At 68.7% G+C, this 26,142-nt stretch carries 23 protein-coding genes and 1 pseudogene; 4 read left to right on the forward strand and 20 right to left on the reverse strand.

From position 1 onward, the window contains the following. Position 1: 1 nt before the first annotated feature. From fabG to had, 13 genes are read right to left on the reverse strand one after another with little or no spacing between them, the layout of a single operon-like run. Positions 2–754: a 3-oxoacyl-ACP reductase FabG gene (fabG, locus tag IPG63_08575; GenBank protein MBK6727296.1), complete on the reverse strand. Its 753-nt coding sequence runs from the start codon at positions 752–754 to the stop codon at positions 2–4. Further along, positions 748–2,010, reverse strand: coding sequence for a thiolase family protein (locus IPG63_08580; GenBank protein MBK6727297.1), 1,263 nt, complete (start codon positions 2,008–2,010; stop codon positions 748–750). The genes fabG and IPG63_08580 overlap by 7 nt, the downstream gene beginning before the upstream one ends. 12 nt (positions 2,011–2,022) lie before the next feature. After that, positions 2,023–4,029 (reverse strand): enoyl-CoA hydratase/isomerase family protein, encoded by a 2,007-nt coding sequence (locus IPG63_08585; GenBank protein MBK6727298.1) that lies wholly within the window; start codon positions 4,027–4,029, stop codon positions 2,023–2,025. After that, on the reverse strand, positions 4,029–4,952 hold the full coding sequence (locus tag IPG63_08590) for a 2-dehydropantoate 2-reductase (protein MBK6727299.1): 924 nt from the start codon (positions 4,950–4,952) through the stop codon (positions 4,029–4,031). Before IPG63_08590 ends, IPG63_08585 begins: the two co-directional genes overlap by 1 nt. Beyond that, complete coding sequence (locus IPG63_08595) at positions 4,949–6,706, reverse strand: AMP-binding protein (protein MBK6727300.1); 1,758 nt, start codon at positions 6,704–6,706, stop codon at positions 4,949–4,951. Before IPG63_08595 ends, IPG63_08590 begins: the two co-directional genes overlap by 4 nt. Continuing rightward, positions 6,706–7,557 carry a benzoyl-CoA reductase subunit D gene (gene bcrD / locus IPG63_08600; protein MBK6727301.1) on the reverse strand — a complete coding sequence of 284 codons (852 nt, stop codon included), beginning with the start codon at positions 7,555–7,557 and terminating at the stop codon, positions 6,706–6,708. Before bcrD ends, IPG63_08595 begins: the two co-directional genes overlap by 1 nt. 10 nt (positions 7,558–7,567) lie before the next feature. Further along, complete coding sequence (locus tag IPG63_08605; GenBank protein MBK6727302.1) at positions 7,568–8,956, reverse strand: benzoyl-CoA reductase subunit A; 1,389 nt, start codon at positions 8,954–8,956, stop codon at positions 7,568–7,570. 10 nt (positions 8,957–8,966) lie between these two features. Continuing rightward, positions 8,967–10,238, reverse strand: coding sequence for a benzoyl-CoA reductase subunit B (gene bcrB / locus IPG63_08610; GenBank protein ID MBK6727303.1), 1,272 nt, complete (start codon positions 10,236–10,238; stop codon positions 8,967–8,969). Next, entirely contained in the window at positions 10,235–11,395 is a 1,161-nt protein-coding gene (gene bcrC, locus IPG63_08615) for a benzoyl-CoA reductase subunit C (protein MBK6727304.1), read from the reverse strand. Before bcrC ends, bcrB begins: the two co-directional genes overlap by 4 nt. Positions 11,396–11,397: 2 nt before the next feature. After that, positions 11,398–12,054: a TetR/AcrR family transcriptional regulator gene (locus tag IPG63_08620; GenBank protein MBK6727305.1), complete on the reverse strand. Its 657-nt coding sequence runs from the start codon at positions 12,052–12,054 to the stop codon at positions 11,398–11,400. Position 12,055: 1 nt separating this feature from the next. Continuing rightward, positions 12,056–12,832 (reverse strand): enoyl-CoA hydratase/isomerase family protein, encoded by a 777-nt coding sequence (locus tag IPG63_08625; GenBank protein ID MBK6727306.1) that lies wholly within the window; start codon positions 12,830–12,832, stop codon positions 12,056–12,058. Positions 12,833–12,835: 3 nt separating this feature from the next. Continuing rightward, on the reverse strand, positions 12,836–13,915 hold the full coding sequence (gene oah, locus IPG63_08630; GenBank protein MBK6727307.1) for a 6-oxocyclohex-1-ene-1-carbonyl-CoA hydratase: 1,080 nt from the start codon (positions 13,913–13,915) through the stop codon (positions 12,836–12,838). A gap of 21 nt (positions 13,916–13,936) precedes the next feature. Continuing rightward, complete coding sequence (gene had, locus IPG63_08635; protein MBK6727308.1) at positions 13,937–14,974, reverse strand: 6-hydroxycyclohex-1-ene-1-carbonyl-CoA dehydrogenase; 1,038 nt, start codon at positions 14,972–14,974, stop codon at positions 13,937–13,939. A 249-nt stretch (positions 14,975–15,223) separates the two neighbouring features. On the opposite strand from had, the gene IPG63_08640 reads away from it, so the two are divergent. The 4 genes from IPG63_08640 to IPG63_08655 are packed head-to-tail and all read left to right on the forward strand — an operon-like array spanning position 15,224 to position 18,951. Next, the gene (locus tag IPG63_08640; protein ID MBK6727309.1) at positions 15,224–15,832 is read left to right on the forward strand and encodes a TetR/AcrR family transcriptional regulator; all 609 of its coding nucleotides are present in this window, start codon (positions 15,224–15,226) and stop codon (positions 15,830–15,832) included. After that, positions 15,832–17,025 (forward strand): efflux RND transporter periplasmic adaptor subunit, encoded by a 1,194-nt coding sequence (locus IPG63_08645; protein MBK6727310.1) that lies wholly within the window; start codon positions 15,832–15,834, stop codon positions 17,023–17,025. The genes IPG63_08640 and IPG63_08645 overlap by 1 nt, the downstream gene beginning before the upstream one ends. Continuing rightward, positions 17,022–18,236 (forward strand): ABC transporter permease, encoded by a 1,215-nt coding sequence (locus tag IPG63_08650; GenBank protein ID MBK6727311.1) that lies wholly within the window; start codon positions 17,022–17,024, stop codon positions 18,234–18,236. The genes IPG63_08645 and IPG63_08650 overlap by 4 nt, the downstream gene beginning before the upstream one ends. Then, a complete protein-coding gene (locus tag IPG63_08655) occupies positions 18,229–18,951 on the forward strand; it encodes an ABC transporter ATP-binding protein (GenBank protein ID MBK6727312.1) in 723 nt (240 codons plus the stop codon). Before IPG63_08650 ends, IPG63_08655 begins: the two co-directional genes overlap by 8 nt. Positions 18,952–18,958: 7 nt before the next feature. On the opposite strand, the gene IPG63_08660 is transcribed toward IPG63_08655, so the two are convergent. From IPG63_08660 to IPG63_08690, 7 genes and pseudogenes are all read right to left on the reverse strand, one after another. Then, complete coding sequence (locus tag IPG63_08660) at positions 18,959–19,324, reverse strand: hypothetical protein (protein MBK6727313.1); 366 nt, start codon at positions 19,322–19,324, stop codon at positions 18,959–18,961. A 19-nt stretch (positions 19,325–19,343) separates the two neighbouring features. Further along, on the reverse strand, positions 19,344–19,715 hold the full coding sequence (locus IPG63_08665) for a carboxymuconolactone decarboxylase family protein (protein MBK6727314.1): 372 nt from the start codon (positions 19,713–19,715) through the stop codon (positions 19,344–19,346). Then, the gene (locus IPG63_08670) at positions 19,712–20,326 is read right to left on the reverse strand and encodes a DUF3365 domain-containing protein (GenBank protein ID MBK6727315.1); all 615 of its coding nucleotides are present in this window, start codon (positions 20,324–20,326) and stop codon (positions 19,712–19,714) included. Before IPG63_08670 ends, IPG63_08665 begins: the two co-directional genes overlap by 4 nt. Next, positions 20,323–23,560: pseudogene (locus tag IPG63_08675) on the reverse strand (efflux RND transporter permease subunit). Before IPG63_08675 ends, IPG63_08670 begins: the two are co-directional and overlap by 4 nt. Next, entirely contained in the window at positions 23,557–24,621 is a 1,065-nt protein-coding gene (locus tag IPG63_08680; GenBank protein ID MBK6727316.1) for an efflux RND transporter periplasmic adaptor subunit, read from the reverse strand. The pseudogene IPG63_08675 and the gene IPG63_08680 overlap by 4 nt, the downstream one beginning before the upstream one ends. Positions 24,622–24,632: 11 nt before the next feature. After that, positions 24,633–24,836 (reverse strand): DUF2892 domain-containing protein, encoded by a 204-nt coding sequence (locus tag IPG63_08685; protein MBK6727317.1) that lies wholly within the window; start codon positions 24,834–24,836, stop codon positions 24,633–24,635. Between the two features lie 33 nt (positions 24,837–24,869). Next, entirely contained in the window at positions 24,870–26,141 is a 1,272-nt protein-coding gene (locus tag IPG63_08690; protein ID MBK6727318.1) for an FAD-dependent oxidoreductase, read from the reverse strand. Position 26,142 lies beyond the last annotated feature (1 nt).

Genomic DNA, 26,142 nt, shown 5'->3' on the forward strand with positions numbered 1-26,142 from the left:
GTCAGAGTCCGAGCAGGCCGCAGCTCTTGCCGCCGTCGACGTGCAGCACCTGGCCGCTGATGAACGCGGCATCGGCTGAGCCGAGAAAGGCGACCGCAGCGGCGATGTCGGCGGGCGTGCCCATCTGCCCGGTCGGCTGCATGCGCAGCAGACGCTCGCGCGCATCGGTCGGCATCGCCTGCGTCATCGGCGTGTCGATCAGGCCCGGCGCGACGGCATTGACGCGCAGCCCAAAGCGCGCGAGCTCGAGCGCCAGGGTTCGCGTCAGGCTGACCACGCCGCCCTTGCTCGCGGAATAGTTGCTCTGGCCGGGATTGCCGAGCCAGGAGCGCGAGGCGATGTTCACGATCGCGGCTCCGGCGCGCTCGCGCAGCAACGGCAGGGCCGCCTGGCAGCACAGGAACGGACCCTTGAGGTTCACCGCGAGCACCGCGTCCCAGTCGGCCTCGCTGAGCTTGGCAAGAAAGCCGTCGCGGATGATGCCGGCGTTGTTGACGAGCAGATCGAGACCGCCGAGATCGCTCTTGATGCGCGCCATCAGTGCGTCGAGTTCGGCACGTGCGGTGACATCGACCGCGACCGCGAGCACGCGCTCGCCGCCCAGGTCCGCGGCCAGCACGGCGGCGGCATCGCCATCGCGGTCGGCCAGCACCACGCTCGCGCCCTCGTCGTGCAGACGGCGCGCGATCGCGGCGCCGATGCCGCGGCCGGCGCCGGTGACGAGCGCGACGCGCTGGTGGTAGCGGCTCAGCATCGTTCCAGCAGCAGGGCGGTGCCCTGGCCTCCGCCAATGCAGGCCGAGGCGATGCCGAAGCCGGCATCGTCGCGGGCCAGGGTGCGCGAAAGCGTCAGCGCCAAGCGCACGCCGGTCGCGCCGAGCGGGTGGCCGATGGCGATGGCGCCGCCGTTGACGTTAAGCCGCGCTTCGTCGATGCCGAGTTCGCGCGCAACCGCGAGGCACTGCGCGGCGAAGGCCTCGTTGATCTCGAAGCGGCCGATGTTGGCGAGCGTCAGCCCGCTGGCCGCGAGCAGCGAACGGATCGACGGTGCCGGGCCGATGCCCATGTACGCCGGCGCGACGCCGGCGGAGGCATGACCGAGCAGACGCGCGATCGGCTTGAGGCCATGCGCGCGCACGAAGTCGCCGGACGCGACCAACAGCGCGGCGGCACCATCGACGATGCCCGAGGCGGAACCGGCGGTGGTCGGACCGGCTTCGCTGAACACGTGCGGCAATTTCGCCAGTGCTTCCGGCGTGGTCGCACGCGGATGCTCGTCGGCGGCGAGCCCGGCCTTGTCCTTGCAGCGGAAGCGGCGCGGCTTGAGCGTGGCCGTCTCGAAGCTGCCTTGACCCGGGACCGCCGCGAGTTCGCCTTCGTACCAGCCGGCGGCACGCGCCGCGGCGCAGCGCATCTGGCTCTGGTGGGCGAAGCCATCGACTTCGCTGCGGCTGAGGCCGTAGCGTTCGGCGAGGTTGTCGGCGGTGCGGCCCATTGGCACCGCGGCGGTGTCGTCCAGCGCCTCCCACAGCAGGTCGGTGAACTCTGGCTTGCCGAGCGCGAAGCCCTGGCGCGCCGTGTACGAGGCGAGCGGGAAGCGACTCATGGTGTCGGTGCCGACGCCGAGCACCAGCTCCGCCTTGCGAAGCGCGATCTGTTCCGCAGCCTGCGCCAGCACCTCCAGCCCGGAGCCGCAGATGCGTTGCACCAGCAGCGCGGTGCTGGCTTCGGGAGCGCCGGCGTAAAGACCGACGTGGCGCGGCAGGAAGAAGGCGTCGGCGCTGGCTTGGCCGATGTTGGCGACGATGCTCTGGTCGATCGCGCCGGCATCGACGCCGGCCGCAGCGATCGCCGCGCGCGCGGCGTGGATGCCGAGGTCGGTCGGCGACAGCGTCGAGAGCGCGCCGCAGAATTTGCCAAAGGGCGTGCGCGCGCCGGCGAGCAGGTAGACATCGTCGAAGCGGGCGCCGATGCCGTGCGCGTTGCGGAAGCCTTGAGCGGAAGCGGTCATGCGGGAGTCCTGTCAGTGTCCGGTGTAGCTCGGGCGCGAGCCGTCGAGCACGCTGGCGAGCCCGGCGCGGGCATCGGCCGTGGCGAAGATCGCGTGCAGGCCGTCGAGTTCGAGTTGCAGTGCGGCGTCGAGTGCGAGCGCATGGCCGCGGTCCACGAGCTGCATCGCGGTGGCGAGCGCGATCGGTGCCTTGCGCGCGAGTTCACGCGCGAAAGGTGCGAGTGCCGGCCGTGCCAGCGTGTTCGCGTCGAGCTCGCCGTGGTAATCGGCGAACGCGGCTTCGAGTTCCGGCTGCGGTTTGCGCCCGGACTGCGGCGTCGGCAGCGGCAGCTGCGCCAGTTCGGCGAAGCGTCGCGGTGCGTCGATGACGGCGTCGATCAGCCCGAGTTCCAGCGCCTTGCCGGCATCGAGCCGGCGCCCGGTGGCGATCAGCGACTTGGCCACGCCGACGCCGAGCAGGCGCGCGCTGCGCTGCGTGCCGCCGAGCCCGGGGTAGATGCCGATGCCGGTCTCGGGCAGCGCCAGCAGCGTGTTGCGGGTGCCCAGCCGATGGCGGCAGGCGAGCGCGAGTTCGAGGCCACCACCGAAGGCGAGGCCGTCGAGCAGCGCCAGCGTCGGTTTGGCCGAGGCGGCGATTTTGTTCAGCGTCTGCTGGCCGCGCACGGTGAAGGCGTGGATGCGATCGAGGTCCTTGCCGTCGATGGCGTCGAGAAAGAACTTGATGTCGGCGCCGGCGACGAAGGCCTTGCCGCGACCGCAAACGAACACGCGGCGCACCGCCGGGTCGGCATCGAGCTTCGACCAGGCGGCGTCGAGCTGCGCCATCACCGTCTCGCCGAGCGCGTTCATGCGATCAGGCAGGTTGAACACGATCACGCCGCTGTCGCCGTGCGTTTCGGTTTGCACCCAGTCGAGCGTGATCGGCCCACTGGCGAAGGGCACCGCCGGCAGCTTCATCGCGTAGCCGGAGAACAGCTCGGCGACCATGGCCGCGACCGCATCCTGGCCGATCGCCGCCATCAACTCGAACGGACCGCGCGGCCAGCGCAGGCCGGAGCGCGCGCCGAGGTCGGTGTCGGTGGCGCTGCACACGCCTTCGCTGACCAGCGCCGAGGCGCAGCCGAGCGCGGCGCCGATCAGGCGGCTGCGAATGCGGTCCGGCTGCTCGCTGCCGCCGAGCGGAATCAGCGGATCGGCGAGGTCCCAGTCGGTGCGGCTCGCGACTTGCGCGATCAGCTGCGGCGCCGGCGCGTAGAACGGCCCGAGCTTGGCGGCCAGGCCTTCGGCCGCATGTTGCGCGATCGGCACGCCGGTGGCGTTCATCAGCGCGAACGGCCCCATGCCGACGCCGAACACCTCGCGCGCAACGGCGTCGATGCCGGCGATGCTGCCGAGTCCTTCCGCATACACGCGCACGGCTTCGTTGAGCCAGGGCACGAAGAAGCGGTTGACGGCGAAGCCGGGTGCATCCGCGGTGCGGATCGGCGTCTTGCCGAGTCCGGCGTAGAACGCTTCGACTTCCGCCAGCAGATCAGGCGCGGTGTGTTCGCCCGCGATCAGCTCGACCAGCTTGTTCTTGGCGGCGTGATAGAAGTAGTGCGTGCCGAGCACGCGGCCCGGATGCACGAGGCCGGCAGCGACATCACCGACGCGAAACGACGAGGTGTTGGTCGCCAGCACGCAATCCGCACGCACGAACCCTTCCAGCTTCGCGAACAACGCGCGCTTCACCTCCAGGTCCTCGAACACCGCCTCGACCACCAGATCGACGTCGGCAAGCTCGGCCAGGTCGGTGGTTGGATGCAGGCGCAAAAGCGTGGCAGCGCGGCCCTCGGCATCGAGCAGGCGGCGCGTCACCGCTTCATCGAGCGAGGCCGCGACCAGGCCCTCGCCACGCGTCAGCCCGGCCTGGTTCATATCGGCCAGGTGCACGTTGAGGCCCTTCATCAGGAAATGCTGCGCGATCGCCGCACCCATGGTGCCGGCGCCGACCACGGCAACGTTGCGGAACTCGTGCATCAGAAACTCTCCGTGCAGCGCAGCACCTTGTCGACGAAGTGGATCGTCGGTGCCGCGACGCCATGCTTGCGTGCAAGCCGTGCCAGCTCGCCGCAGTGGAATTCGTTTTCGGTGACCTTGCCCTTCTCGACGTCGACCAGGATCGAAGGCCGGTGCTCGCCGCCCTGATCGAGGTAGTGCATCGCGAAGCCGAGGAAATCGGGGCCGAGTTCGACGCCCTCGGCGCGGCAGATGTCCATGCCTTCGCGCAGCATGTCCTCGACCATCGCGCGTGCCTCCGGCTGGCCCATGACGCAGCCCATGCAGTGGCGCGTCACCGCGCACAGGCTGCCGAGCGAGGCGTTGAGCAGCGCCTTCTTGAACACGTCCTCGCGCCAGTCGTCGCGCAGCACCAGCGGCAGGCCGGATTCCTTGAGATCGCCGGCGATCGCCTCGGTGCGAGCCGGGTCCACGTGCGGCGAGCGGCCCATGACGTGGGTGGTGCAGAAGGTGACGATCACCTCGTTGCCGCAGGACACGTCGCAGCCCATATTGAGCACGATGCGCAGCGCATGCTCGCGCCCGAACACGTCCTCGATCACGCGCTCGGTGCCGATGCCGTTCTGGCAGGACACGAACAGCGTGCCCGGCTTCGGATCGTGCTCGCGCAGGGTGCGCAGCACGTGTTCGCTGTCCACGCTCTTGGTGCAGATCAGCACTACGTCGGGCTCGGCGCGCACGAACTCGCCGCTCTCCAGTACCACTTCCTCAAGCTGGGCGTAGGCTTCGAGCTTGCCTTTCACCACGATCGGTCGGCGCTGCAGGATCTGCTGGGTCTGGGCACGGTGCGCGAGCACGGTGACGCGATGCCCGGTCTGGCGCAGCAGGCCGGCAAACACGCGCCCGACCGGTCCGGTGCCGACGACGCCGTAATGGATGCTCACTTGCGCACCTCCAGGTTGAGCACGAACACGTCCGGCGGCAGGGTGTCGTAGCGACCCTGCTCCATCGCCTCGATGCAGTCGGCGTAGCGTTCCTCGATCTTCTTCGGGATCAGCTTGAATGATGGGGTCAGTTCGTTGTCCTCGATCGAGAGCTCGCGCCCGACCACCAGCGCGCGGCGGATGGTCTCGAAGCCCGCGGCCGGGCGCGCGTTGATCTCGGCCATGCAGTTCGACAGGCAGTGCGCGAGCTGGCCGGAATCGTTCGGGTGGACGCAGCCATCGCCGCTGCCGCAACCCTCGAACGCCTGCTGGTTCGGGAACACCAGCAGGTGCGGCGTGCGTTGTCCGGAACCGAACACGTAGGCGTATTTCACGAACTGGCAGCGGGCGTGGATGCGCGCCTCGATCTGCGCCGGAAACACCTTTTCGCCGTTGCTGAGCTTGAACATGCGCTCCTTGCGCGAACAGATGCGCACGCCCTCGGGGCCGAATTCGCCGATGTCGCCGGTCTTGAACCAGCCATCGTCGGTGAACGCCGCGGCGGTGGCCTCCGGGTTGCGGAAGTAGCCGCGCATGACGTTGGCGCCGCGCACCAGGATCTCGCCGTCGGCGGCGAGTGCCACTTCGACGCCCGGGATCGGCAGCCCGACCACGCCCGGGGTGCGGTCGAGCCGGAACGGCGTCAGCGTGCAGCAAGGCGAGGTCTCGGTCAGGCCCCAGCCTTCGACCACCGGCACGCCGTGGGCGCGGAATACCTCGGAAGCGCTCAGCGGCAGCGGTGCCGCAGCGGTGAACACGAACTTGAGTTCGGGATGGAAGAACGCGCGCTCGATCTCGGCGCTGGCCTGCACGCGCGCGGCGATCTCCTGGTAGATCTTGGGCACGCTGAAGAACAGGTGCGGGCGGATCTCGGCGAAGTTCGCGAGTAGGCGATCGACGTCCTTGCCGCAGCCGTCATCGAGCGCCAGGCAGCCGCCGAAGGCGACCGCGAAGAAGCGCTCGAACAGTCCGCCGAAGCTGTGGTGCCAGGGCAGGTAGCAGAGCATGCGCAGCCCGGGTTGCGGCTGCCAGCACTGCGCCAGCGCCTGCTGCTGGCTGAGCAGGTTGTGGTGGGTGAGCTGCACGCCCTTGGGAAAACCGCTGGTGCCCGAGGTGTACATGATCAGGCAGACGCGATCGGCAGCGATTGCGCGCAGCCTGCGCTCGACCTCGGCCAGAGGCGCCGCATCGGCCTCGGCGGCGAGCACATCGCCGACGCGATCGATGCGACCGCCGGCGGCGAGGTAGGCGGTGGCGTCGTAGGGACGCGGTTCGGCGAGCAGCAGCAGTCGCCGCGGCAGGACCGCCGGATCGAGCGCCAGCACCTTGTCCGGCTGGTCGGTGACCAGCAACTCCACGTCGGAGAACTTCAGCAACTCGCCCATCAGCGCCGCCGGGTAGCCGGCGAACACCGGCACGCTGATGCTGCCCGCGGCCATCGTGCCGAGCTCGGCGACGTGGCGCAGATAATTGTTGCCGGCCACGAACGCGACCCGCTCCGGTTGCCCGAGCCAGGCACTGAAGCGCAGCAGGTCGGCGCCGAACTGTTGCCAGCTGCGATGCAGGTACGGCCCGTTGACGCGTTCGGCGAACGCCGGAGCGGCGCCGTGGCGCGCGGCGTTGTCGAGCGCCAGGCTGCCGACGTTTTGCACGACCGCGCCGAGCGCTTGCGCATTGCGCAGGATCGGCAGGGCGTCGGCGTTCGGCGCGTCCATCAGGCGGCCTCGGTCTGCGCCACCGGCTGGCCTTCGAGGCGCAGGTGGCGATAGCCGGCCCACAGCGCGGCACCGATGGCGCCGGCGTGCACCGAGTCCGGGTGGGTCTTGATCGTCGCCTTGAGGCGCTTGTCCTGGTTCGCGAGTTCCTGCATCGCCGCGACGAAGCCGGAATTGCGCGCCAGCCCGCCGGTGATCAGCACATCGCCGGAGGTCTTGATCATGCGCATCAGCCCGATCAGACGCTTGGCCATCGACAGGTGGATGCCGCGCAGGATGTTGGCGGTGCTGATGCCACGGCTGACCATGTTGATCACGTCGGTCTCGGCCAGCACCGCGCAGATGCCGGAGACCTGCTCGGGCGAGCTGCCGGCGAGCGACAACGGTCCGACATCGTCGATGGCCACGCCGAGATAGCGCGCGATGTTTTCCAGGAACTGTCCGGAGCCGGAAGCGCACTGCGAGGTCATGCGGTAGGCCATCACCTTCGAGCGCTCGTCGACCACCATCGCCTTGGCGTGCAGCGCGCCGGCATCGACCACGGCGCGCACGTCGGGGTCGAGGAAGATCGCGCCGCGCGCGTGCGCGGTCATCGAGAAGAAGTGGCCGCGACGGAAATCGACCAGCTCGCCCTCGCCGGTGGAGGCGATGTAGGCGACGTCGGGTTCGGCCAGGCCGTGGCGCACGAGCGCGCGCTCGAAGCCCTGGCGCACCACTTCCTTGACGTTGCGCTTGCGGATCTTGTCGAGGTCCTTGAACAGCAGGCGCGGGTTGCTGCCATCGTCGTCGAACGCGACCAGCGCGGTCTTGACCGAATCACAACCGACATCGATGCCGACGGTATGGAACATGGCGGTCTCCTCAGGCGCTGCAGGTTGCGGCGATGCCGCAGTCGGGGTTCTTGGCGAGCTGGCTGACCTCGAGGTCGGCCATCACGCCCTTGGGGTCGCGCTTGGCGAACAGCGCCGCGCCGACGGCGCCGGTGAAGATGCTGTCGGTGCTGATGTTGATCTTCATCTTTCCGTAGTTCTCGAACACCAGTTTCTCCAGCGACGAGGTGACTGCCTGGTTGCGTGCGACGCCCCCGGTGAAGGTGAATTCGGAGTCGACGCCACCGGAACGCGCGAGCAGCGACATCGCGCGCAGCACGATGGCGCGATGCAGGCCGGCGAGGATGTCCTCGCGCTTTTCGCCGAGGGACATCAGCTCGCGCAGCTCGGCGCCGGCGAACACGGTGCAGGTCGAGTTGATCTTGACCGGCTTCTTCGACTGCAGCGCCAGCGGCCCGAGTTCGTGCACGCCGATGCTCATCTCGTCGGCGATGTAGCCGAGGTAGCGGCCGCAGCCAGCGGCGCAGCGGTCGTTCATCTGGAAGCCGGTGACGATGCCGTCGCCGTCGACCTGAATCGCTTTCGTGTCCTGACCGCCGATGTCGAGCACGGTGCGCGTGTCCGGGAACATGTAGTGCGCGCCGAGGCCATGGCAGAGAATCTCGGAACGGATCTGCTCGCGCGCGAACGGCAGCGTCAGGCGGCCGTAGCCGGTGCCGACGATGTTCAGCACGGTGAAGCGCAGCTCCGCGGTTTCCTTGACCGCGGCGGCGATCTCGGCGGCGAACGGCGCGAAGCGCGCGTCGGCGGTGGCGCGCGCGGTCGCGAATTCCAGGTACTCGCGGTAGAGCCCGGCGAAGCTGTGGTTCTCGACGCGGATGATGGCGGCGTCGAACAGACCGACCAGGCGGTCGAACGACACCGGCAGTTCGCGAGTCACCGCGGTCGCCTGCTTCAGGTACTGGCTGGTCGCGAGGTCGCGGAAGAAGTCGCTGGCGGCGGTGCTGCCGGGGTGGAAGTCGAGCTCGGCCTGGGTCGCCAGTGCACTGAAGATGCGATCAAGCGCCAGCCCGACGTTGGCCAGTTCGGGTTGCGGCAGCGCATGCGCGTGCGCCACTTCCTGGCACTCGGCGTGCAGCGCCTTCAGCTGTTCCAGATGCTGGGCGAGTGCGTAGTTGCAGGCCAGCACCGCCATCAGCGGCTCGGCCAGCGCGCCGATGCTGGTGCTGGCTTCGAGCTTCTTGCGCAGCAGGCCGAAGCGGGCGTTGATCTCGGCTTCCTCGCGCGCCACCTGGCAGGCGAGCGCATAGTTGCTGCGCGAGTTGGTGATGCCGCGGCCCATGATGCGTTCGTGTTCGTCGAGGAACACCGCCTTGGTCGTGGTCGAGCCGAGGTCGATGCCGATGTAGCAGCAGTCCATGGGATTCTCCTTATGCGGCTTGGCGCTTGGCTTCCAGCATCTGGAAGTAGGATTCGAGGCGGTTCTTGATGTTGGCGGCGCTGAAGTAGCGCGGGTCGACCAGGTCGCTCTCGATGAAGGCGCCGGCCTTGCCGGTGCGCTTCTCCAGTTCGCGCAGCATCATCAGCTGCCCGGCCGAGAACGAGTTGCAGCTCTTGATCGAATTGAACAGGATGCCGTCGGCCTCGTATTCCTCGACGTACTTGGCGATGATGTCGACGCGCGCCGGCAGGTTGCGATTGGTGTAGCAGCCGAGGCAGTACTCGGCCAGCGTCTCGAACGGCCGCGCCGGGTCGTGGCGGAAGCCCTGCTCGTAGAGACCGCCGACCTTGGTGTAGGTCGAGGCGACCATGACCACGCCTTCGTCGTGGAAGATCTTCCAGAAGTCGCGGAAGCTGGTCCAGTTCGGCGGACCTTCGACCACGATGCGGTATTTCTGCTGGCGCAGTTCGCCCTCGGGCGTGGTCGGGCCCATGCCGTGGGCGATGCGGTAGTCAACCTCGCGGCGCAGCTCGCGGTAGTAGGCCTCGCACGAGGGCAGGCCGCGGAAGGCGGTGAAGATCGGGCCGATGTAGTAGACGCCACCGAAGTAGGCATCGATCGGTGATGGCTTGTGCTTGGCCGATTCCCAGACGTAGACCAAGTCGTCCTCGGCGCGCGCCGAGCTGGCCAGCAGTTCCTTGAGGCGGTCCTCGTCGAGTTTCTTGCCGGACACTTGCTCCAGCGCCGGTACCACCACGTCGCGCAGCTGGCGCGCGACGAACTCGCGCTGGCTCGCGGTGATCTTGCCTTCGGCCTGGTAGGGCACCTGCAGCATCACCACCGGGCAGCCATATTCCTGCTTGAGCAGCTCAAACCACTTCATGAAGGTGAAGCAGCCGGTGTAGCTCAGCAGCAGCAGGTCGGGCGGCGGCAGCTTCTCGCCGGTCGGGCCGATGTTGCCCTTCTTGAGCATGCCGATGTCGCACTTGACGTAGGTGCAGACATCCTCGGAGTGGCCCTGCTTCTCGGCTTCCTGGATGTAGTCGCCGGAGAGCTTGCGCATGCCCGACTGCAGCGCGTTCACCTCGGGGTGCACCGGCAGCAGGTCGAAGGCGAGGATCAGCTCGTTGAGGTTGCCGGGGACGAAGGTGTAGACCACCTTGCGCCCGCTCTCGCCGGCCTTCGACAGTGTCTCGAAGTGCTCGCCGATCATCTTCTTCTGCAGCACCATGCTTTCTTCTTTCTGGACTTCGGCGTTCATGCCACGGCTCCCCAGAGCTTGATCGAATCGGCAAAGGTGCCGGCCTGTTCCTTGATGACCTGGACCTGGCCGGTGTTTTCGGAATAGGTGAATGCGGTGTAGGGAATGCCGGCATCGGCCAGCGCCTTCTGTCCCATCGGCCGGTCGAGCAGGGCCGGGTCGCAGAAGCTCGCGGCGGCGAAGATCACGCCCTCGGCATGGCGGCTGCGCACCTGTTCGACCAGGAACGCGCCCTTGTCATCGCCTTCGACGTAGCGCGTGGCGGTGGCGACGGTGTCGCTCATGTAGGCATCGACGATGGCGCCGAGCGGGTTGGCGCCGGTCGCGGTGTCGTGCAGCTGGTAGCGCGCGCCGAGCACCCAGTCGTCATCGACGATGTAGCAGCCGCTGTTCTCCATCGCGCGCACCATCGACAGCGGCGGCTGTTCGCAGAACAGGCCGCTGGCGACGACGCGCACGTTGTCGCGCAGCGGGCGCTGGCTAACGCGCGCGGCGGCGAGGTATTGCTGCAGCATCGCGGTGTGCTCCGACACTTCGAGCACGTTGCCGGCGCGCAGCAGCAGGTACAGCTCGCTGGTCGGCACCCGCTGCGGCTCGGCGCTGCGCAGGTCGTAGAGCTCGGCGAGCGCGCGGCGGTTGGCGTTGTACAGCGCGATCGATGCGTTCAGCCGCTCCGGCGTCGCCTGGATGCCGGACAGCGCCTCCAGGTCGACCAGCAGCTCGGCCATCTCGGCGCGGTAGAACTCGCGGCCGGCGTCGTTGAAGGTCTGCGGGAAGTCGAGGTAGCGCACGTACTTGTGCGCGAACATCATCTGCCACATGCCGGAGAGGTTGCGGATGACGTCGCAGATCGCCGGGAACAGCATGCCGTCGAGCACGTCGAGCTTGCCGGCGAGGCCGAGTTCGACGGTCGAGCGCGGGATGTGGCAGATGTAGGACTGGAAGTAGGCGTCGCCGCGGATGATCTCGACGTCGTCGCCGCCGCCCATGATGCCGACCGGGAGGATGCCGGCGGCGTGGATCAGCTCGCGCGGCACGTACACCGGCATGAAGCCGACCGCCTTGCCGCCGGTGCGCGCCTTCCATTCGTGCACGTAGCCGAAGTCGAGGTCGCGGTAGATGCGTTCGCAGCGGTCGATGATGTCCTGGGTGCCCATGCTCATGCGTCCTGGGTGGTGGTCGCGCGTGGCGCCGCGCAGCCTTTGGTGAAGGTCAGGTAGATCTCCTCGGCCAGCGCCTCGACCGAGCCGTGTTCGTCAAACGAGTACCAGCCGAAGATCCAGTTCATCATCCCGAACAGCAGGTAGCTCTTGCGCTCGATCTCGTCGTTGGCCGCCGGCGCGCGGCGCGCGGCGATGTACTCGCCGACCGCGAACTGCACGATCTCGGCGTAGCGCTGCTTGAGTGCGCGGATCGCATCGCCATGCGCCGAGCTCATCGCCTGGGTGCCGAAGGTGAGCACGCGCATCTCGTTGAGGTGGCTGCCGAAGTAGCCGAGGTGGGCGCCGATCAGGTCACACAGCAGCGCGGCGCTGGCGGCGCGCGCTTCGCGACTGCGCGGCGGCTGCGTGCGGTAGGCGTCGCGCAGGCCGGCGGCGTTGGCGAGCAGCGAGGAGAAGCCGCGCTGGTTGATCAGGTAGAGCAACTCTTCCTTGCTGCGAAAGTGGTGGTACAGGCCGGACAGACTGCGCCCGGTGCCGCGCGCGAGGTCGCGCATGCTGGTGCCGTGGTAGCCCTCGCGCGCCATCAGCGCGGCGCACTCGGCGACGATGTCGTCCGGGCAGCTGCTGTTGGTGCAGGCGGTCACGGCGTCCATTTCAGGCGTCCGTCCAGACCGGTGCGCGCTTGGCGAGGAAGGCGGCGATGCCTTCGTTGGCGTCGTGCGTGGCCATGAGATCGTCGAGGTACAGGCGTTCGGCGGCGCCGATGTGCTGGCGGTAGTGGGCGAGCAGCGGCGCGCGCACGGCGCGGTGCGCGAGGCGCAGGCTGGAGGCGCTGCGCGGCAGCAGGTGTTGCGCGATCCAGGCGTCGATCGTGCCGGCGAGTTCGCCGCTGGCGCTGCGCGCCGCGAGCAGGCCGCGACGATCGAGCTCGGCGGCATCCACTGTTTCCCCGGACAGCACCATTCGTGTGCCGAGCGCGCCGGCGCCGAGTTGTGGCAGCAGCACCGCCGCCACCGGCGGGAACACGCCGAGCTGGATCTCCGGCACCGCGAAGCGCGCTGTGTCGTCGGCGAACATCAGGCTGCAGGCGAGTGCCAGCTCGAAGCCGCCGCCGAGGCAGAAGCCGGACACCCGCGCCAGCACCGGCAGCGGGTGCGACAGCAGGTCGTCGATCAGGGCATGGAACTGCGGCAGCATCGCGCCGACCTGGCTGGCCTCATGCTCGGGCACGCTGGCGCCGTAGCAGAAGTGCGCGCCGCTGCCGCCGAGCACGATCGCCTTGCGCTTCGACGGCGCGCGTTCGGCGGCAAGCACGGTGCGTAGCTCGGCCATCATCGCGGCGTCGAGGATGTTGGCCTTGGGCGCGTGCAGCGCCACTTCCAGCACCTGGCCGTCGTGGTGTTCGTTGAGCGCGAGCTTGAGCAGGTCCATCGCTCAGGCCGTGGGCAGGATGCGTGCGAGCATCGCGTCGTCCCACGGTTGCGCGGCGGCGAGTGCACGGCGCAGTTCGTGGAAGTCGACTTCGCGTTGGTGCTTCGGGCCTTCGTTGAAGGCGCGGAAACCGGCGCGCGCCTCGGTCATCATGTTCAGCGCCAGCCACGAGCGGTTGGTCTCGCAGTTGCGCTGCCAGTGTTCAAGCTTCTTCTTGCGCACCGACTCGATGGTCTTGGCGAGGCAGTCGGGCATGGTCAGCGACAGCTTGTAGGCCATCGCCTCGACTTCGGCGTCGAGCAGGGCGAAGTCGGTGCTGCACTCGGCCATGGCCGCCTTCGCGGATTCGCGTGCGGCACCGCTCTTGAACGCGCCGTAGGCCGGGTTGCCCCAGGCATCGTGCGCGTCCAGCGAGACCATCGGGTTGGACATGAAGTTGCCGTCGGGCTTGCGCAGCACCGGCACGATCTTGTTGACCAGTCCGATGGCCGCGGCGGTGTGCGCCGACCAGTGCTCGCACAGGGTGCAGGACTCCATCGCGCGGGTCATGCCGACGAACAGGTGCAGGAAGTCGGTCGACCCGCCGTCCGGGGCCGAGCCGTGCTTGGGGCCGGCCTGGCCGAAGCGTGCGGTGTCGGCGGCGAGGGTGAAGTCGCAGGCCATGCCGATTTCCTGGCCGCCGCCGATGCGCATGCCGTTGACGCGATTGATCACCGGCTTGTCGCACAACAGGATGGTCGTGACCATGTCGTTGAACAGGCGCATGTACTGCTTGTATTCCTGCGGGTTGCCGGCGTAGTACTCGGCGTACTCCTTGGTGTTGCCGCCAGTGCAGAAGGCCTTGTCGCCGACCGCCGAGAACACCACCGCGACCACGCTGCGATCGCACGAGGCCTCGCGGAAGGCGAGGATCAGTTCCTTCACCGCCTGCGTCGTGTAGGAGTTCAGCTGGCTCGGGTTATTGAGCAGGATCCAGGCGTTGTACAGGCCTTCGACCGGCTGGCCGTTGGCGTCGCGCAAGGGCCGCTTCTCGACGAGGATGTCGCGGTAGCTGTAGCTGTCGAGCAGGTGGTGGTTTTTCATCGTGGGCTCGGGCAAGAGGAATCAGGGAACGAGTACGGCGCGCGCGTCGAGGCGGTGCGCGTTGGCATCGGCAATCACGGCATTGATTTCGGTCAGCGCGAACTGGCGCACGTTGCGGCGCACCTCGATGCGACCGGCGAGCACGTCGGCGACCACCGCCGGGTAGTGCGCGGGTCGGCAGCCCCAGTTGCCGAACACGTCGGCGTCGAAGGCCATGATGTTGGACAGGCGCAGCTCGGTCTTGTCCATGGTGAAGCCGACCACGCCGAGCGTGCCGGCGAAGCTGAGCAGCGAATACGCGCTGCGCTGGCCGGCGGCGGTGCCGGAAGTCTCGAACACGCGCCAGCGCGTGTCGGCATAACCGCGCGCCTTGCAGAACTCGCGGATGTGCTTGCGCAGATCGCGCTCCTCGATGGCCTTGGCATCGACCGCCAGTTCTGCGCCCTGCGCGCTGGCGGCGGCGAGGCGGCCGACATCGATGTCGATCGCAACCACGTGCGCGCCGCGGTTGCGCGCGTGCTGCACCAAGTACAAGCCGACACCGCCGACACCGACCACGATCGCGACTTCGCCGGCGGCAAGCCCGCTGCGCAGTACCGATTGGTAGGGGGTGGTGATGGCATCGGCGACGACGCTGAGTTCGGCCAGCGGGAAGCCGCCGAGGTCGTCCGGCAGCGCGCACAGGAAGCGTGCCGGCACCGCCAGGTGGCTGGCGAAGCCGCCGTTGAAATCGTTGCCCGGCATGCGCTGGCGCTGGCAGATGTTGTCGCGCCCGGCGCGGCACAGATCGCAGTCGCCACACGGCAGCACCGCCGGCACCACCACCTTGCGTCCGAGCAGTTGCGCGCAGCCCTCGCCGGCCGCAATCACGGTGCCGGAAATCTCGTGGCCGAGGACCAGCGGCAGTTCGTGCTTGGTCTTGACCGCGCCGCCGAGGAAGCCGAGGTCGGTATGGCACAGCCCGCACCCGGCGACCTGCACCACGACGTCGCCCGCGCCCGGCGCCGGAATCTCGAATTCGCGCCGCTCCAGTGGCTGCCCACCGGCGACGAAAAACATGCCCCAAGCCGCGATCCCGCCCATGCGCCCTTCCTCGCCGTCGTCGGTTGCGGACCGAACGTTCGTTCGGCCGTGGACGCGAAACATACGCCCCGGCCCCGACGCCGGTCAAGCCCGATTCGGCGCCCCGTTGGTCCGCCGCGGACGACCACGGCGCACGGAAAACGTCAACGATGCTGGCGGCGGCTTGTTGGACGGCGGTGGCGATCATAAGATAGTAACTACTCACTATCTTCGCGAGCGAACCTCATGGTCGAACCTGCTGCCTACCTGCCCGCTGACGAACGCCGTGCCGCAACCGTGGACACCGTGCTTGCGCTTGCGGCCGAGTCCAATCCGGGCGAGATCACCACGGCAGCGATCGCCAAGCGCATGAACGTGACCCAAGGCGCGCTGTTCCGGCATTTTCCGAGCAAGGAAGCGATCTGGCAGTCGGTGATGGAATGGGTCGCCGACCGTCTCGATGCGCGCCTGGAGCGTGCCGCCGCCGCAGCGCCGACGCCGCTCGCCGCATTGCGTGGGATGTTCCTGCAACACGTCGCCTTCGTCGCCGAGCATCCCGGCGTCCCGCGGATGATGTTCGGCGAACTGCAGCGCGCGGCGCCGACCCCGGCCAAGCGCGTCGCCGCAGCGATGCTCGGCCGCTACGGCGAGCGCGTGCGCGTGCTGCTCGAACAGGCGCAAGCGCAAGGCGAAGTGGCCGACGAGGTCGACACCAAGGCCGCGGCCGTGCTGTTCATCGGCATGATCCAGGGACTGGTGATGCAATCGCTGCTCGCGGGGGAGCCCGGGCGCTTGCAGACGCAGGCGCCGGCGCTGTTCGTGCTCTACGAGCGCAGCCTGCGGAGGCAGCCATGATGAACTGGCTGCGCCAACGTCGGCGCGCGCTGGGGATCGGCGCCTTGGTCCTGGCCACGCTGGCGCTGTTCGCTTGGGTGGCCCTGCGCTCGGGACCGCTGGCGCCGGTGTCGGTCACGATCGCGAAAGTCGAGCTGCGTGCGCTGCAGCCGTCGCGCTTCGGCATCGGCCTGGTCGAGGCGCGTTACACGCACCGCATCGGCGCGCTCGCGCCCGGGCGGCTGGCGCGCATCGAGGTGCAGCCGGGCGACCACGTCATCGCGGGGCAGATGCTGGGCGAAATCGATCCAGTCGATCTGGACGACCGCGTGCAGGCGCAGACCGCCGCCGCCGCGCGCGCCGCCGCGGCCGCGCGCGCCACCGTTGCACAAGTCGGAGAGGCCGCGGCGCGGCGCGAACTCGCGCGCCAGCAGGCGCAGCGCTACGAGGAATTGCAGGCGCGGCGCCTGGTCAGCGCCGAAGTCGTCGATACGCGCCGGGGCGAACTCGCTGCCGCGACTGCCGCCTGGACCGCCGCTGTTGCCGCGGGCGATGCCGCTGCGCGCGAACAGGAGCGCCTGGTCGCGGAACTCGCGGCGCTGCGCGCGATGCGCGGAAACCTGAGGCTGATCGCGCCGGTGGCCGGTCTGGTCACGCGACGCGAGGTTGATGTCGGCAGCACCGTCGTCGCCGGACAGTCCGTGGTCGAGATCGTCGAGCCGGACCAGGTCTGGGTACACGCGCGCTTCGACCAGCAGCGCGCGGCTGGCCTGCGTGCCGGGCTGGATGCCGAGGTCGTGCTGCGTTCGCTCGGCACGCAGCCGATCGCGGCACAGGTGGTACGCATCGAGCCAGTAGCCGATGCAGTCACCGAGGAGGTGCTGGTCAAGCTCGCGTTCAAGACCACGCCGCAACCGCTGCCACCGCTCGGCGAACTGGCCGAGGTGACGGTCGCGCTGGCGCCGACCGCGGTCGGGCCGGTGATTGCGAACGCCAGCCTGCAGCGCGTCGACGGGCGACTGGGCGTCTGGCTGGTCGAGAACGGCCACCTGCGTCACCAAGCGGTGACCATCGGCGACAGCGACCTCGAAGGCATGGTGCAAGTCCGCGCCGGACTGCGCGGCGGCGAGACCGTGGTCGTGCACAGCCAGCGCGCGCTCGCCGCCGGCAGTCGCATCCGCATCGTCGAGCGCCTGCTTGCATCGGCGCCATGATCAGCCTGGCCGGTCGCGACATCCTGCATGCCTGGGGCAAGTTCGCCTTCACCGGCGTCGGGCTCGGCCTGCTGGTTGGCGTCACGCTGACCATGGCCGGGGTCTATCGCGGCATGGTCGACGACGCCAAGGTGCTGCTCGACAACAGCGGCGCCGACCTCTGGGTGGTGCAACAGGACACGCTCGGTCCGTACGCGGAATCCTCCAGCCTGCCCGACGACACCTGGCGCAGCATCCGCAACTTGCAGGGCGTGGCGCGCGTCGCCAACGTCACCTACCTGACCATGCAGGTGCGCACGGTCGCGCCGACGCCGCCGCGCGAGGTGCGCGCGATGGTCGTCGGCATCAGCGCCGACGGTGTCGGCCAGCCCGGCCATCCGGGATATCTGGTGGCCGGGCGTCACCTCACGCGCAGCCACTACGAGGCGGTGGCCGATGTCGCCACGCGCTTCCAGCTCGGCGACCGTGTTCGCATTCGCCGCAACGACTACACCGTGGTTGGTCTGACCCGACGCATGGTGTCCTCCGGCGGCGACCCGATGCTGTTCGTGCCGATCAAGGACGCGCAGGCGGCGCAGTTCCTGAAGGACAACGACGCCATCCTGCGCAGCCGCGAGCGCACTGCGCAGAACCCGGCGCTGAACCGGCCGGGCGTGCCCGGGCTGCTCGATGCCGTGCTCGCCACGCAATCCGTCAACGCTTCGGTCAACGCGGTGCTGGTGCAGGTCGAGGCCGGTGCCGATCCGGAGGCCGTGGCCGCACCGATCCGGCGCTGGAAGCGGTTCACCGTGTACACGCGCGCGCAGATGCAGGAAATCCTGATCGCCAAACTCATCGCCACCTCGGCGAAACAGATCAGCATGTTCCTGGTGATCCTGGCGGTGGTCAGCGCCGCCATCGTCGCTTTCATCATCTACACCCTGACCATGGACAAGATCCGCGAGATTGCCGTGCTGAAGCTGATCGGCGCCCGCGACCGCACCATCGCCGCGATGATCCTGCAACAGGCGCTCGGCCTCGGCGTGATCGGCTTCGTCGTCGGCAAGATCAGCGCCACGGTGTGGGCGCCATATTTTCCGAAGTACGTGTTGCTCGAACCCGGCGACGCGTTGCGCGGATTCATCGCGGTGCTGCTGATCTGCATCGTCGCCAGTGCGCTCGCCATCCAGGCTGCACTCAAGGTCGATCCGGCGGAGGCGATCGGTGGCTGAACTCGACCGCCAACGCGGCATCCACATCGAGGGCCTGCGCAAGCGCTACGGCCAGGGCGACACTGCGGTCGACGCGCTCAAGGGCGTCGACATGACGGTGGCGGCGGGCGAAGTCGTGGGCCTGATCGGACCCTCCGGCTCCGGCAAGAGCACCTTGCTGAAGTGCCTCGGCGCCGTCATCGAGCCCACTGCCGGGCGCATGACTCTCGGCGGCGAGACGATCTACGACGACGGCTGGCGCATCCCCGACCTGCGTGCGCTGCGGCGCGACAAGATCGGCTTCATCTTCCAGGCGCCGTACCTGATTCCGTTCCTCGACGTGACCGACAATGTCGCGCTGCTGCCGATGCTGGCCGGGCGCAGCAACGCCGAGTCGCGGCGCATGGCGCTGGAACTGCTGGAGGCGCTCGACGTCGCGCATCGCGCCAAGGCGATGCCGTCGCAGCTGTCGGGCGGCGAACAGCAACGGGTCGCGATCGCGCGCGCGCTGGTCAGCCGGCCACCGGTGATCCTCGCCGACGAACCGACGGCGCCGCTCGACAGCGAACGCGCGCTCGCGGTGATGCGCATCCTCAACCGCATGGCGCAACAGTTCGCAACCGCGATCATCGTCGTCACCCACGACGAAAAAATCATCCCCACGTTCAAGCGCATCTACCACATCCGCGACGGCCGCACCCACGAGGAAGCCGGCGCCGGTCGCGCGCTCGACTGACCCGGCCTCAGCGCGTGGAATCGCGATTGGCGAAACGCATCAGCAGCGCCAGCACGACCCAGACGCCCGCGCGCAGCGTCATCGCACGCACGCTGTCGACGGCGACCGGTCCCTCCTGCGCATGCAGTACGGCGATCGCCGCCAGCACCAGCAGGTTCAGCGCCGCGATCACGATCGCCGCGTTCGCGCCCGACTGCGGCCGCCAGTGCATCGCCAGGCCAGCGCCGACATAGGCCAGGCCCATCGCCGTGTTGAACAGCAGCAGGGGTCGGAATACCCGATACCCCGGATCGACCCCGGCCAGCACCGATGCGCCAGCGCCCAGCGTGGCCAGCCCGAACAGCACCGCGATCATCGCGGCTGCGGTGCGCATGATGGTGGCGGTGCCGGGCTCACTCACGCACGGTGCCTGCCGGCGGGGCGGCCGCACTGAACTCGTCAAACGCGCGCAGGGTTTCGGCGGCGTAGATCATCGAGGGGCCGGCGCCCATGTAGATGCCCATGGCCACGGTTTCCAGCACTTCCTGGCGGGTGGCGCCGGCACGCACGGCGGCCTTGGCGTGGAAGCCGACACAGCCGTCGCAGCGGGTAGCGATGGCGATGCCGATCGCGATCAGTTCCTTGGTCTTGACGTCGAGCGCACCCGGCGCGAGTGCCTCGCGCGCCAGCGTGCTGAAGGCGCGCATGGTGCCGGCGGCGCCGCTTCGCAGTTCGCCGATGGCGGCATTGAGGTCTTCGGTCAGTTGCGGGTAAGACTGGCTCATTTCGATTCCAGGGGTTGAACGGGTTGCGACGATCGTTCGACCTCGGCCCAGATCAGGCCGCGCAGGTCGCCTTCGCGAAATCCGGTGGCGAGATCCTTCGGATACGCCGCCGCGATCGCCCTTGCGACTTCCGGGGCGATCGTTTCCCTGGGGCCGTGACAGGCGAGACAAGGTGCCTCGACCTTCAGCGCCTTGGCCACGCGCAGGGTCGGTCCGTCCTCGCTGCGATGGCTGAGTGTGGCCGGGTCCTTGCCCTGCGCGACCTGGGCGGCGAAGCCGTCGAGCACGGCGCGCTGCCAGGTGCTTGGGGTGTTGGCCGGGCTGCGCTGCTTCAGGCTGGTGCGTCCGACGCGCACGCCGTGCTTCGAGGCGATCTCGGCGGCGATGAGCGGCGCGCGGTCATGGCAGAACGCGACCGCGGCCACCGCGCCGTCCTGCGCGACCTTGGCCTGCAAGGCCGTGCGCAGGGACTGGCCGAGCTCGGCCATCGCTGCCTGCGCGCGTGCGGTGTCGGCGTCGGGGGTTGTTGCGGCGTCGCCTGCCGCGGCGCGGCCAGCTCCGGGCAGGAGCGCCAGCGCCAAGGTCCACGCGAGCATCGATATCGACTTCATGCAGTCTTCTCCGGTGGGGGCTCCCTGCGGACGAGCAGGGTGTAATAGAGCAGCGGGATCACGACCAGGGTCAGCACGGTCGAGACCAGGATGCCGAAGATCAGGCTGATCGCCAGGCCGTTGAAGATCGGGTCGTCGAGGATGAACACGGCACCACCCATCGCCGCCACCGCGGTCAGCGCGATCGGCTGCGCGCGCACCGCGCAGGCTTCGATCACCGCGTCGGCCAGCGCCATGCCTTGCGCGCGTGCGTGGTTGATGAAATCGACCAGCAGGATCGAGTTGCGCACGATGATGCCGGCGAGCGCGATCATGCCGATCATCGAGGTCGCGGTGAATTGCGCACCGAGCAAAGCGTGTCCGGGCATCACGCCGATCGCCGTCAACGGGATCGGCGCCATGATGATCAGCGGCACCACGTAGCTGCGGAACTGCGCCACCACCAGCAGGTAGATCAGCACCATCCCGGCGGCATAGGCGATGCCCATGTCGCGGAAGGTCTCGAAGGTGATCTGCCATTCGCCGTCCCACTTCACCGCGAAGCGAGGTATCGCTCGGCTGCGCAAAGAAGTACTGGTCGAGCTTCGCGCCGGCGAGCGTGCCGGCGTCGAGCTGCGCGACGACGCGGAACATGCCATACAGCGGCGAGTCCAGTGCCCCGGCTTCATCCGCAGTGACATAGACCACCGGCGCCAGATCCTTGTGGTACAGGGTCTGCTCCCACGGCTGCTGCTCGACGCGCACCATTTCCGACAGCGGCACCAGCCGCCCGTCGCCGCCACGCACGCGGATCGCAAGCAGCTGCGCCAGGCTGGCCTGGTCGCCGGCGGGCAGGCGCAGGCGGATCGGCACCGGCACCTTGGAGGCACCGTCGCGCAGGAAGCCGGCATCGACGCCGGACACTGCCAGTGCCAGCGCTTCGGCGATCTGCGCCTGGGTGACACCGAGCCGCGCCGCACGTTCGCGGTCGACCACGATCTGCTCGCGCGTCGCGTCTGCTTCCATCGAGGTGTCGATATCGACGATGCCCTCGGTGGCCGCGAACTTTGCCTGCAGCTCGCGCGCGATGGCGCGGGTGCGCTCGGCGTCGGGCCCGTACAGTTCGGCGACCAGCGGCGCCATCACCGGCGGCCCCGGCGGCACTTCGCTGATCTTGATCGAGGCACCGTAGCGCTTGCCGATCGCGGCCAGCTGCGGGCGCACCGCGCGTGCGATGTCGTGGCTCTTGCGCGAGCGATCCTGCTTGTCGACCAGGTTCACCTGCAGGTCGCCGACGGTGGCGCCGCTGCGCAGGTAGTACTGGCGCACCAGGCCGTTGAAGTTGACCGCGGCGGCAGTGCCGGCGTGGCCCTGCACGTGCCGCACCTCGGCGACCTCGACCAGCTCCTGCGCGAGTTCGACGAGCAGCGCATTGGTGCGTTCCAATGGCGTGCCTTCGGGCAGATCGACCACCACCTGGAACTCGGACTTGTTGTCGAGCGGCAGCATCTTCAGCACCACCAGTTGCAGCACCGCGAGCAGGGCCGCGAAGCCGACCGCGGCGACCATGCCGGCAAACAGCCACAGGCGCCGACGCGCGCCGCGCTCGCGCTCCAGGAACGGCGTGAACGCGCGCCGGAACAGGCGCGATAGTTTCGTCGCGGCAGCGTTGCCGGCATCGGCGTGTGCGCCGCCCGCTGCCGGCAGGTGCCGCGACAGCAGCTTGTAGGCGAGCCACGGCGTCACCGTGAGCGCGATCAGCAGCGAGATCAGCATGCCGGCTGAAGCATTCACCGGGATCGGTCGCATGTACGGGCCCATCAGCCCGGAGACGAAGGCCATCGGCAGCAGCGCCGCGATCACCGTGAAGGTGGCGAGGATGGTCGGTGCGCCGACCTCGTCCACCGCCGGCGGGATCGCGTCGAGCAGTTTGCGACCGCCGAGCAGCATGTGGCGATGAATGTTCTCGACGATCACGATGGCGTCGTCAACCAGGATGCCGATGGCGAAGATCAGCGCGAACAGCGACACGCGGTTGATGGTGAAGCCCATCGCCCAGCTCGCGAACAAGGTCAGGGCCAGAGTCAGTACCACCGCGCTGCCGACCACCACCGCTTCGCGCCAGCCGAGCGCGAACAGCACCAGCGCCACCACCAGCATCGTCGCGAACACCAGTTTCTGGATCAGCTTCATCGCCTTGTCGTGCGCGGTGTGGCCGTAGTCGCGGGTGGTGTTGATGGCGATGCCGGCGGGAATGTGGCTGCGCTTCAAGGTTTCGACGCGGGCGAGGATGGCGCGGGTGATGTCGGAGGCATTCGCGCCCGGCTTCTTGGCGATGGCGATGGTCAGCGCCGGCGCCAGCGCCAGCGTCCCCGGCGTCGGCCCGGCGGCAGCGTGCCAGACCAGACTGCGTGGCAGATCGGCGCCGCGTTCGATGCGCGCGACCTCGGACAACAGCAGCGGTCGACCGTCGCGCAGTCCGACCACCAGACTCGCCACCTCATCGGCGTCGCCGAGCCAGGTGCCGGCAGTGACCGGGACATTGCGCCCCGGCGCCACGCGCTCGCCGGCCTGACGCACGAAGTTCGCGCTGGCGAGGGCGCCGGCGAGGTCCTGCGGCGTCATGCCGTAGGCGGCCAGCCGCGTCGCATCGAGCTCGACCGTCACCACGCGCTCGGGTGCGCCGATCGTGTACACGTCGCGCGTTCCGGGCACGCGCTTGAGTTCGGTTTCCAGCGTATGCGCGACCGCGGCCAGTTCGGTGGCGCCGCGCTGCGGGTCGTTGGTGGACAGGGTCAGGGTCATCGCCGGCACATCGTCGATGCCCATCGGCCGCACCAGCGGCTGGCCGACGCCAAGCTGTGCCGGCGCCCAGTCCTGGTTCGAATAGACCTGGTTGTACAGACGCACCAGCGCGTCCTGGCGCGGCACGCCGACCTGGAACTCGACCGTGAGCACGGCGAGACCCGGTCGTGACACCGAGTAGACGTGCTTGACGCCCTCGATCTCGGACAGCACCTGCTCCAGCGGATAGCTGACCAGGTTCTCGACATCCGCCGCCGCTGCGCCGGCGAAGGGCACCACGACGTTGGCCATGGTCACGTCGATTTGCGGCTCTTCTTCCTGCGGCGTGATCAGTACCGCAACCAGGCCGAGCAGCAGGCCGGCGATCGCCAGCACCGGCGTCAGCGGATTGGCGACGAATTGCTGCGCCAGCCTTCCGGAAATGCCCAGGGACTTGCCGGCATCGCTCACGGTGCCGACTCCGCGGCCGCGACGCCGAGGTGCGCGAGCGCCGCCAGCGGATCGCGGGCGTAGCGCTCGCCGGCCACGAGCCCGGCCAGCACCTCGATCTGGTCGCCGAAGCGATGGCCAAGGCGCAGTTGACGGAGCGCTACACGGTTGCGCGCATCGACCACGTACACCGCGGTGACTTCGCTGCGGCGCACGAGCGCGGCGGCCGGAATCAGCAGGCGCTCGGCGCTGCCGATCGCGAACGCGGCCTTCACCGTCATGCCCGGCTGCAGCCCGGTCTCGACTTCGGACAGTTCCAGGCGCACGCGGAAGCTGTGCGTGGTGGCATCGGCGTAGGGAAACAGGATCAACTCGCGCGCCTCGATGCGGCGGCCGTCGTCGAGCAGGATCGCGGCATGGCGGTGCTCGCGGATCGCGGCCATGTCGCCCTGCGGAATCTCGACCTCGACGCGCAGCTGTGCCAGCGACAGCCCCGAGACCAGCGGCTGCCCAGGGCGCACGGTTTCGCCGACCTGCACGTGCCGTTCGGTCAGGATGCCGCTGTAGGGCGCACGGATCACCGTGTAGTCGACCTGTTCGCCGGCCTGGCGCAAGGCTGCGCGCGCGGCTTCGAGCGCAGCCTTGGCGGCGTCGTGCCGTGCCACCGCCTGGTCGTAGGCGGCCTGCGCCACCAGCTTTTTCGCGATCAGCTCCTGGGCGCGGTCGAAGGCGAGTTCGGCTTCGCGCGCATTCGCTTCGGCGGCTCGCAGCGCGGCCTCGGCCTGGCGTCGCCCGGACTGCTGTTCGACATCGGTGAAGCGCACGATCACGTCGCCGACCTGGACGTAGTCATTAACGTCGAACGGCAGCTCGGTCACGCGCCCGCCGGTTTGCGCCGATAGCGTGGCCTTGTGCACGGCATCGACGACACCGTCCCAGACGCGTTCCTGCGTCGCCGACTGCGTCGCCGCCACCGCGGTCGCAAACGTCACCGGCGCCACCGTGCGTGGCTTGCCGGCGTCGTGGCCGCAGGCGGCGAGCAGCAGGGCCGCGGCCGCGGCGAGGAACGGCGCGATGCGCATGCGATTGTCGCTCACTTGAACGCGCAACCGGCCTGCAGGCCGAGCTTGCGGAACACGATCGCGGCCGGGCAGAAGCCGGTGAACGCCGACTGCAGCAGGTTGAGGCCGACGAAGGTGGTCAGCAGCAGCCACCACGGCGAGACGAAGTGCGTCAGCAGTACGCTGATCAGGATCATCGAGCCGGCAAACGCAAACATGGCGCGATCGACGTTCATGGGTTTTCTCCTCAAGCAAGGGTGGAAACGGGTTTACTTCAGGCGCTCGATGCCGAGCGCTTTCAACACGTACTTCTCGTAGATCGGCTCGGTGTTGCCGGAGCGCATCTTGGCGAGGAAGTATTTCTCGAACGCGATCTTGGCCAGGTGCACCCATTTGCCGACCTTGGCCCAGGTGACGTTGCGCGGCGGAATCTGCGGAATGGCGACGAAGGCGGCGCCGGTGTCGCCCATGTCGGCCAGGCAGATCGCGTTCCAGGTCGCCTTGGCTTCGACCGCGCGGCCCTCGATGTCGGCCTGGATGTTTGCGACGATGGCGCTGACCATCGACTCGATCATGAAACCGGTCTTGGGTGCGCCGGTCGGCACCGGAGTCGCTTCCACCGGCGGGATCGCGACACAGACGCCGGCCGAATAGACGTTGCCGAACTTGGGGTTGCGCTGGTGCGCGTCGATCAGCACGAAGCCGCGCGGATTGCACAGGTCCTTGGCGGCGCGCACGGCATCGACGCCGGTGAACGGCGGCATCACCATCGCGAAGCGCTGCGGCAGCATGTGCTCGCGCAGCACCTGGCCGCGGTCGTCGAGCTCGGTGGCCTTCACTTCGCTCGCGGTGATCTCGGTGATCTTGGCGTTGGTGATCCACTTGATGTGGCGCTGGCGCAGCTCGGACTCGAGCAGGCCCTTGGAATCGCCGACGCCGCCGAGGCCCATGTGGCCGATGTAGGGCTCGCTGGTCACGTAGGTCATCGGCACGCGGTCGCGCAGCTTGCGCTTGCGCAGGTCGGCATCGAGAATCATCGCGAACTCGTAGGCCGGGCCGAAACAGCTGACACCGGGCGCCGCGCCGATCACGACCGGGCCAGGATTCTTCAGGAACTCCTGATACGCCGCCCATGCCGTGTGCGCGTGCTCGGTGGTGCAGATCGATTGCGTGTGCGCGGCCGGCCCGAGCCCCGGCACTTCGTCGAAGGCCAGGCGCGGGCCGGTGGTGATCACCAGGTAGTCGTAGTCGAGCGTGCGGCCGTCGCGCAGCAGCACCTGGTTCGATTCCGGGATCACGCGCTCGGCACCGGCGGCCTCGAAGTCGATGTGCTTCCTGGCGAGGTACTTCGGCGCGTCCACCTGGACATCAGCCGGTTTGCGCCAACCGACCGCGACCCAGGGATTGGACGGCGTGAAGCTGAACTGGTTGCCCTCGCCGACCACGGTGATCGCGGCGCGGTCCTTGCCCAGTGCGCCGCGCAGTTCATACGCCACGCTCATCCCGCCAATGCCGGCGCCCAACACGATGATCCGCTTCATG

This window comes from Lysobacterales bacterium, from assembly GCA_016703225.1.
Lineage (GTDB): Bacteria > Pseudomonadota > Gammaproteobacteria > Xanthomonadales > Ahniellaceae > JADKHK01.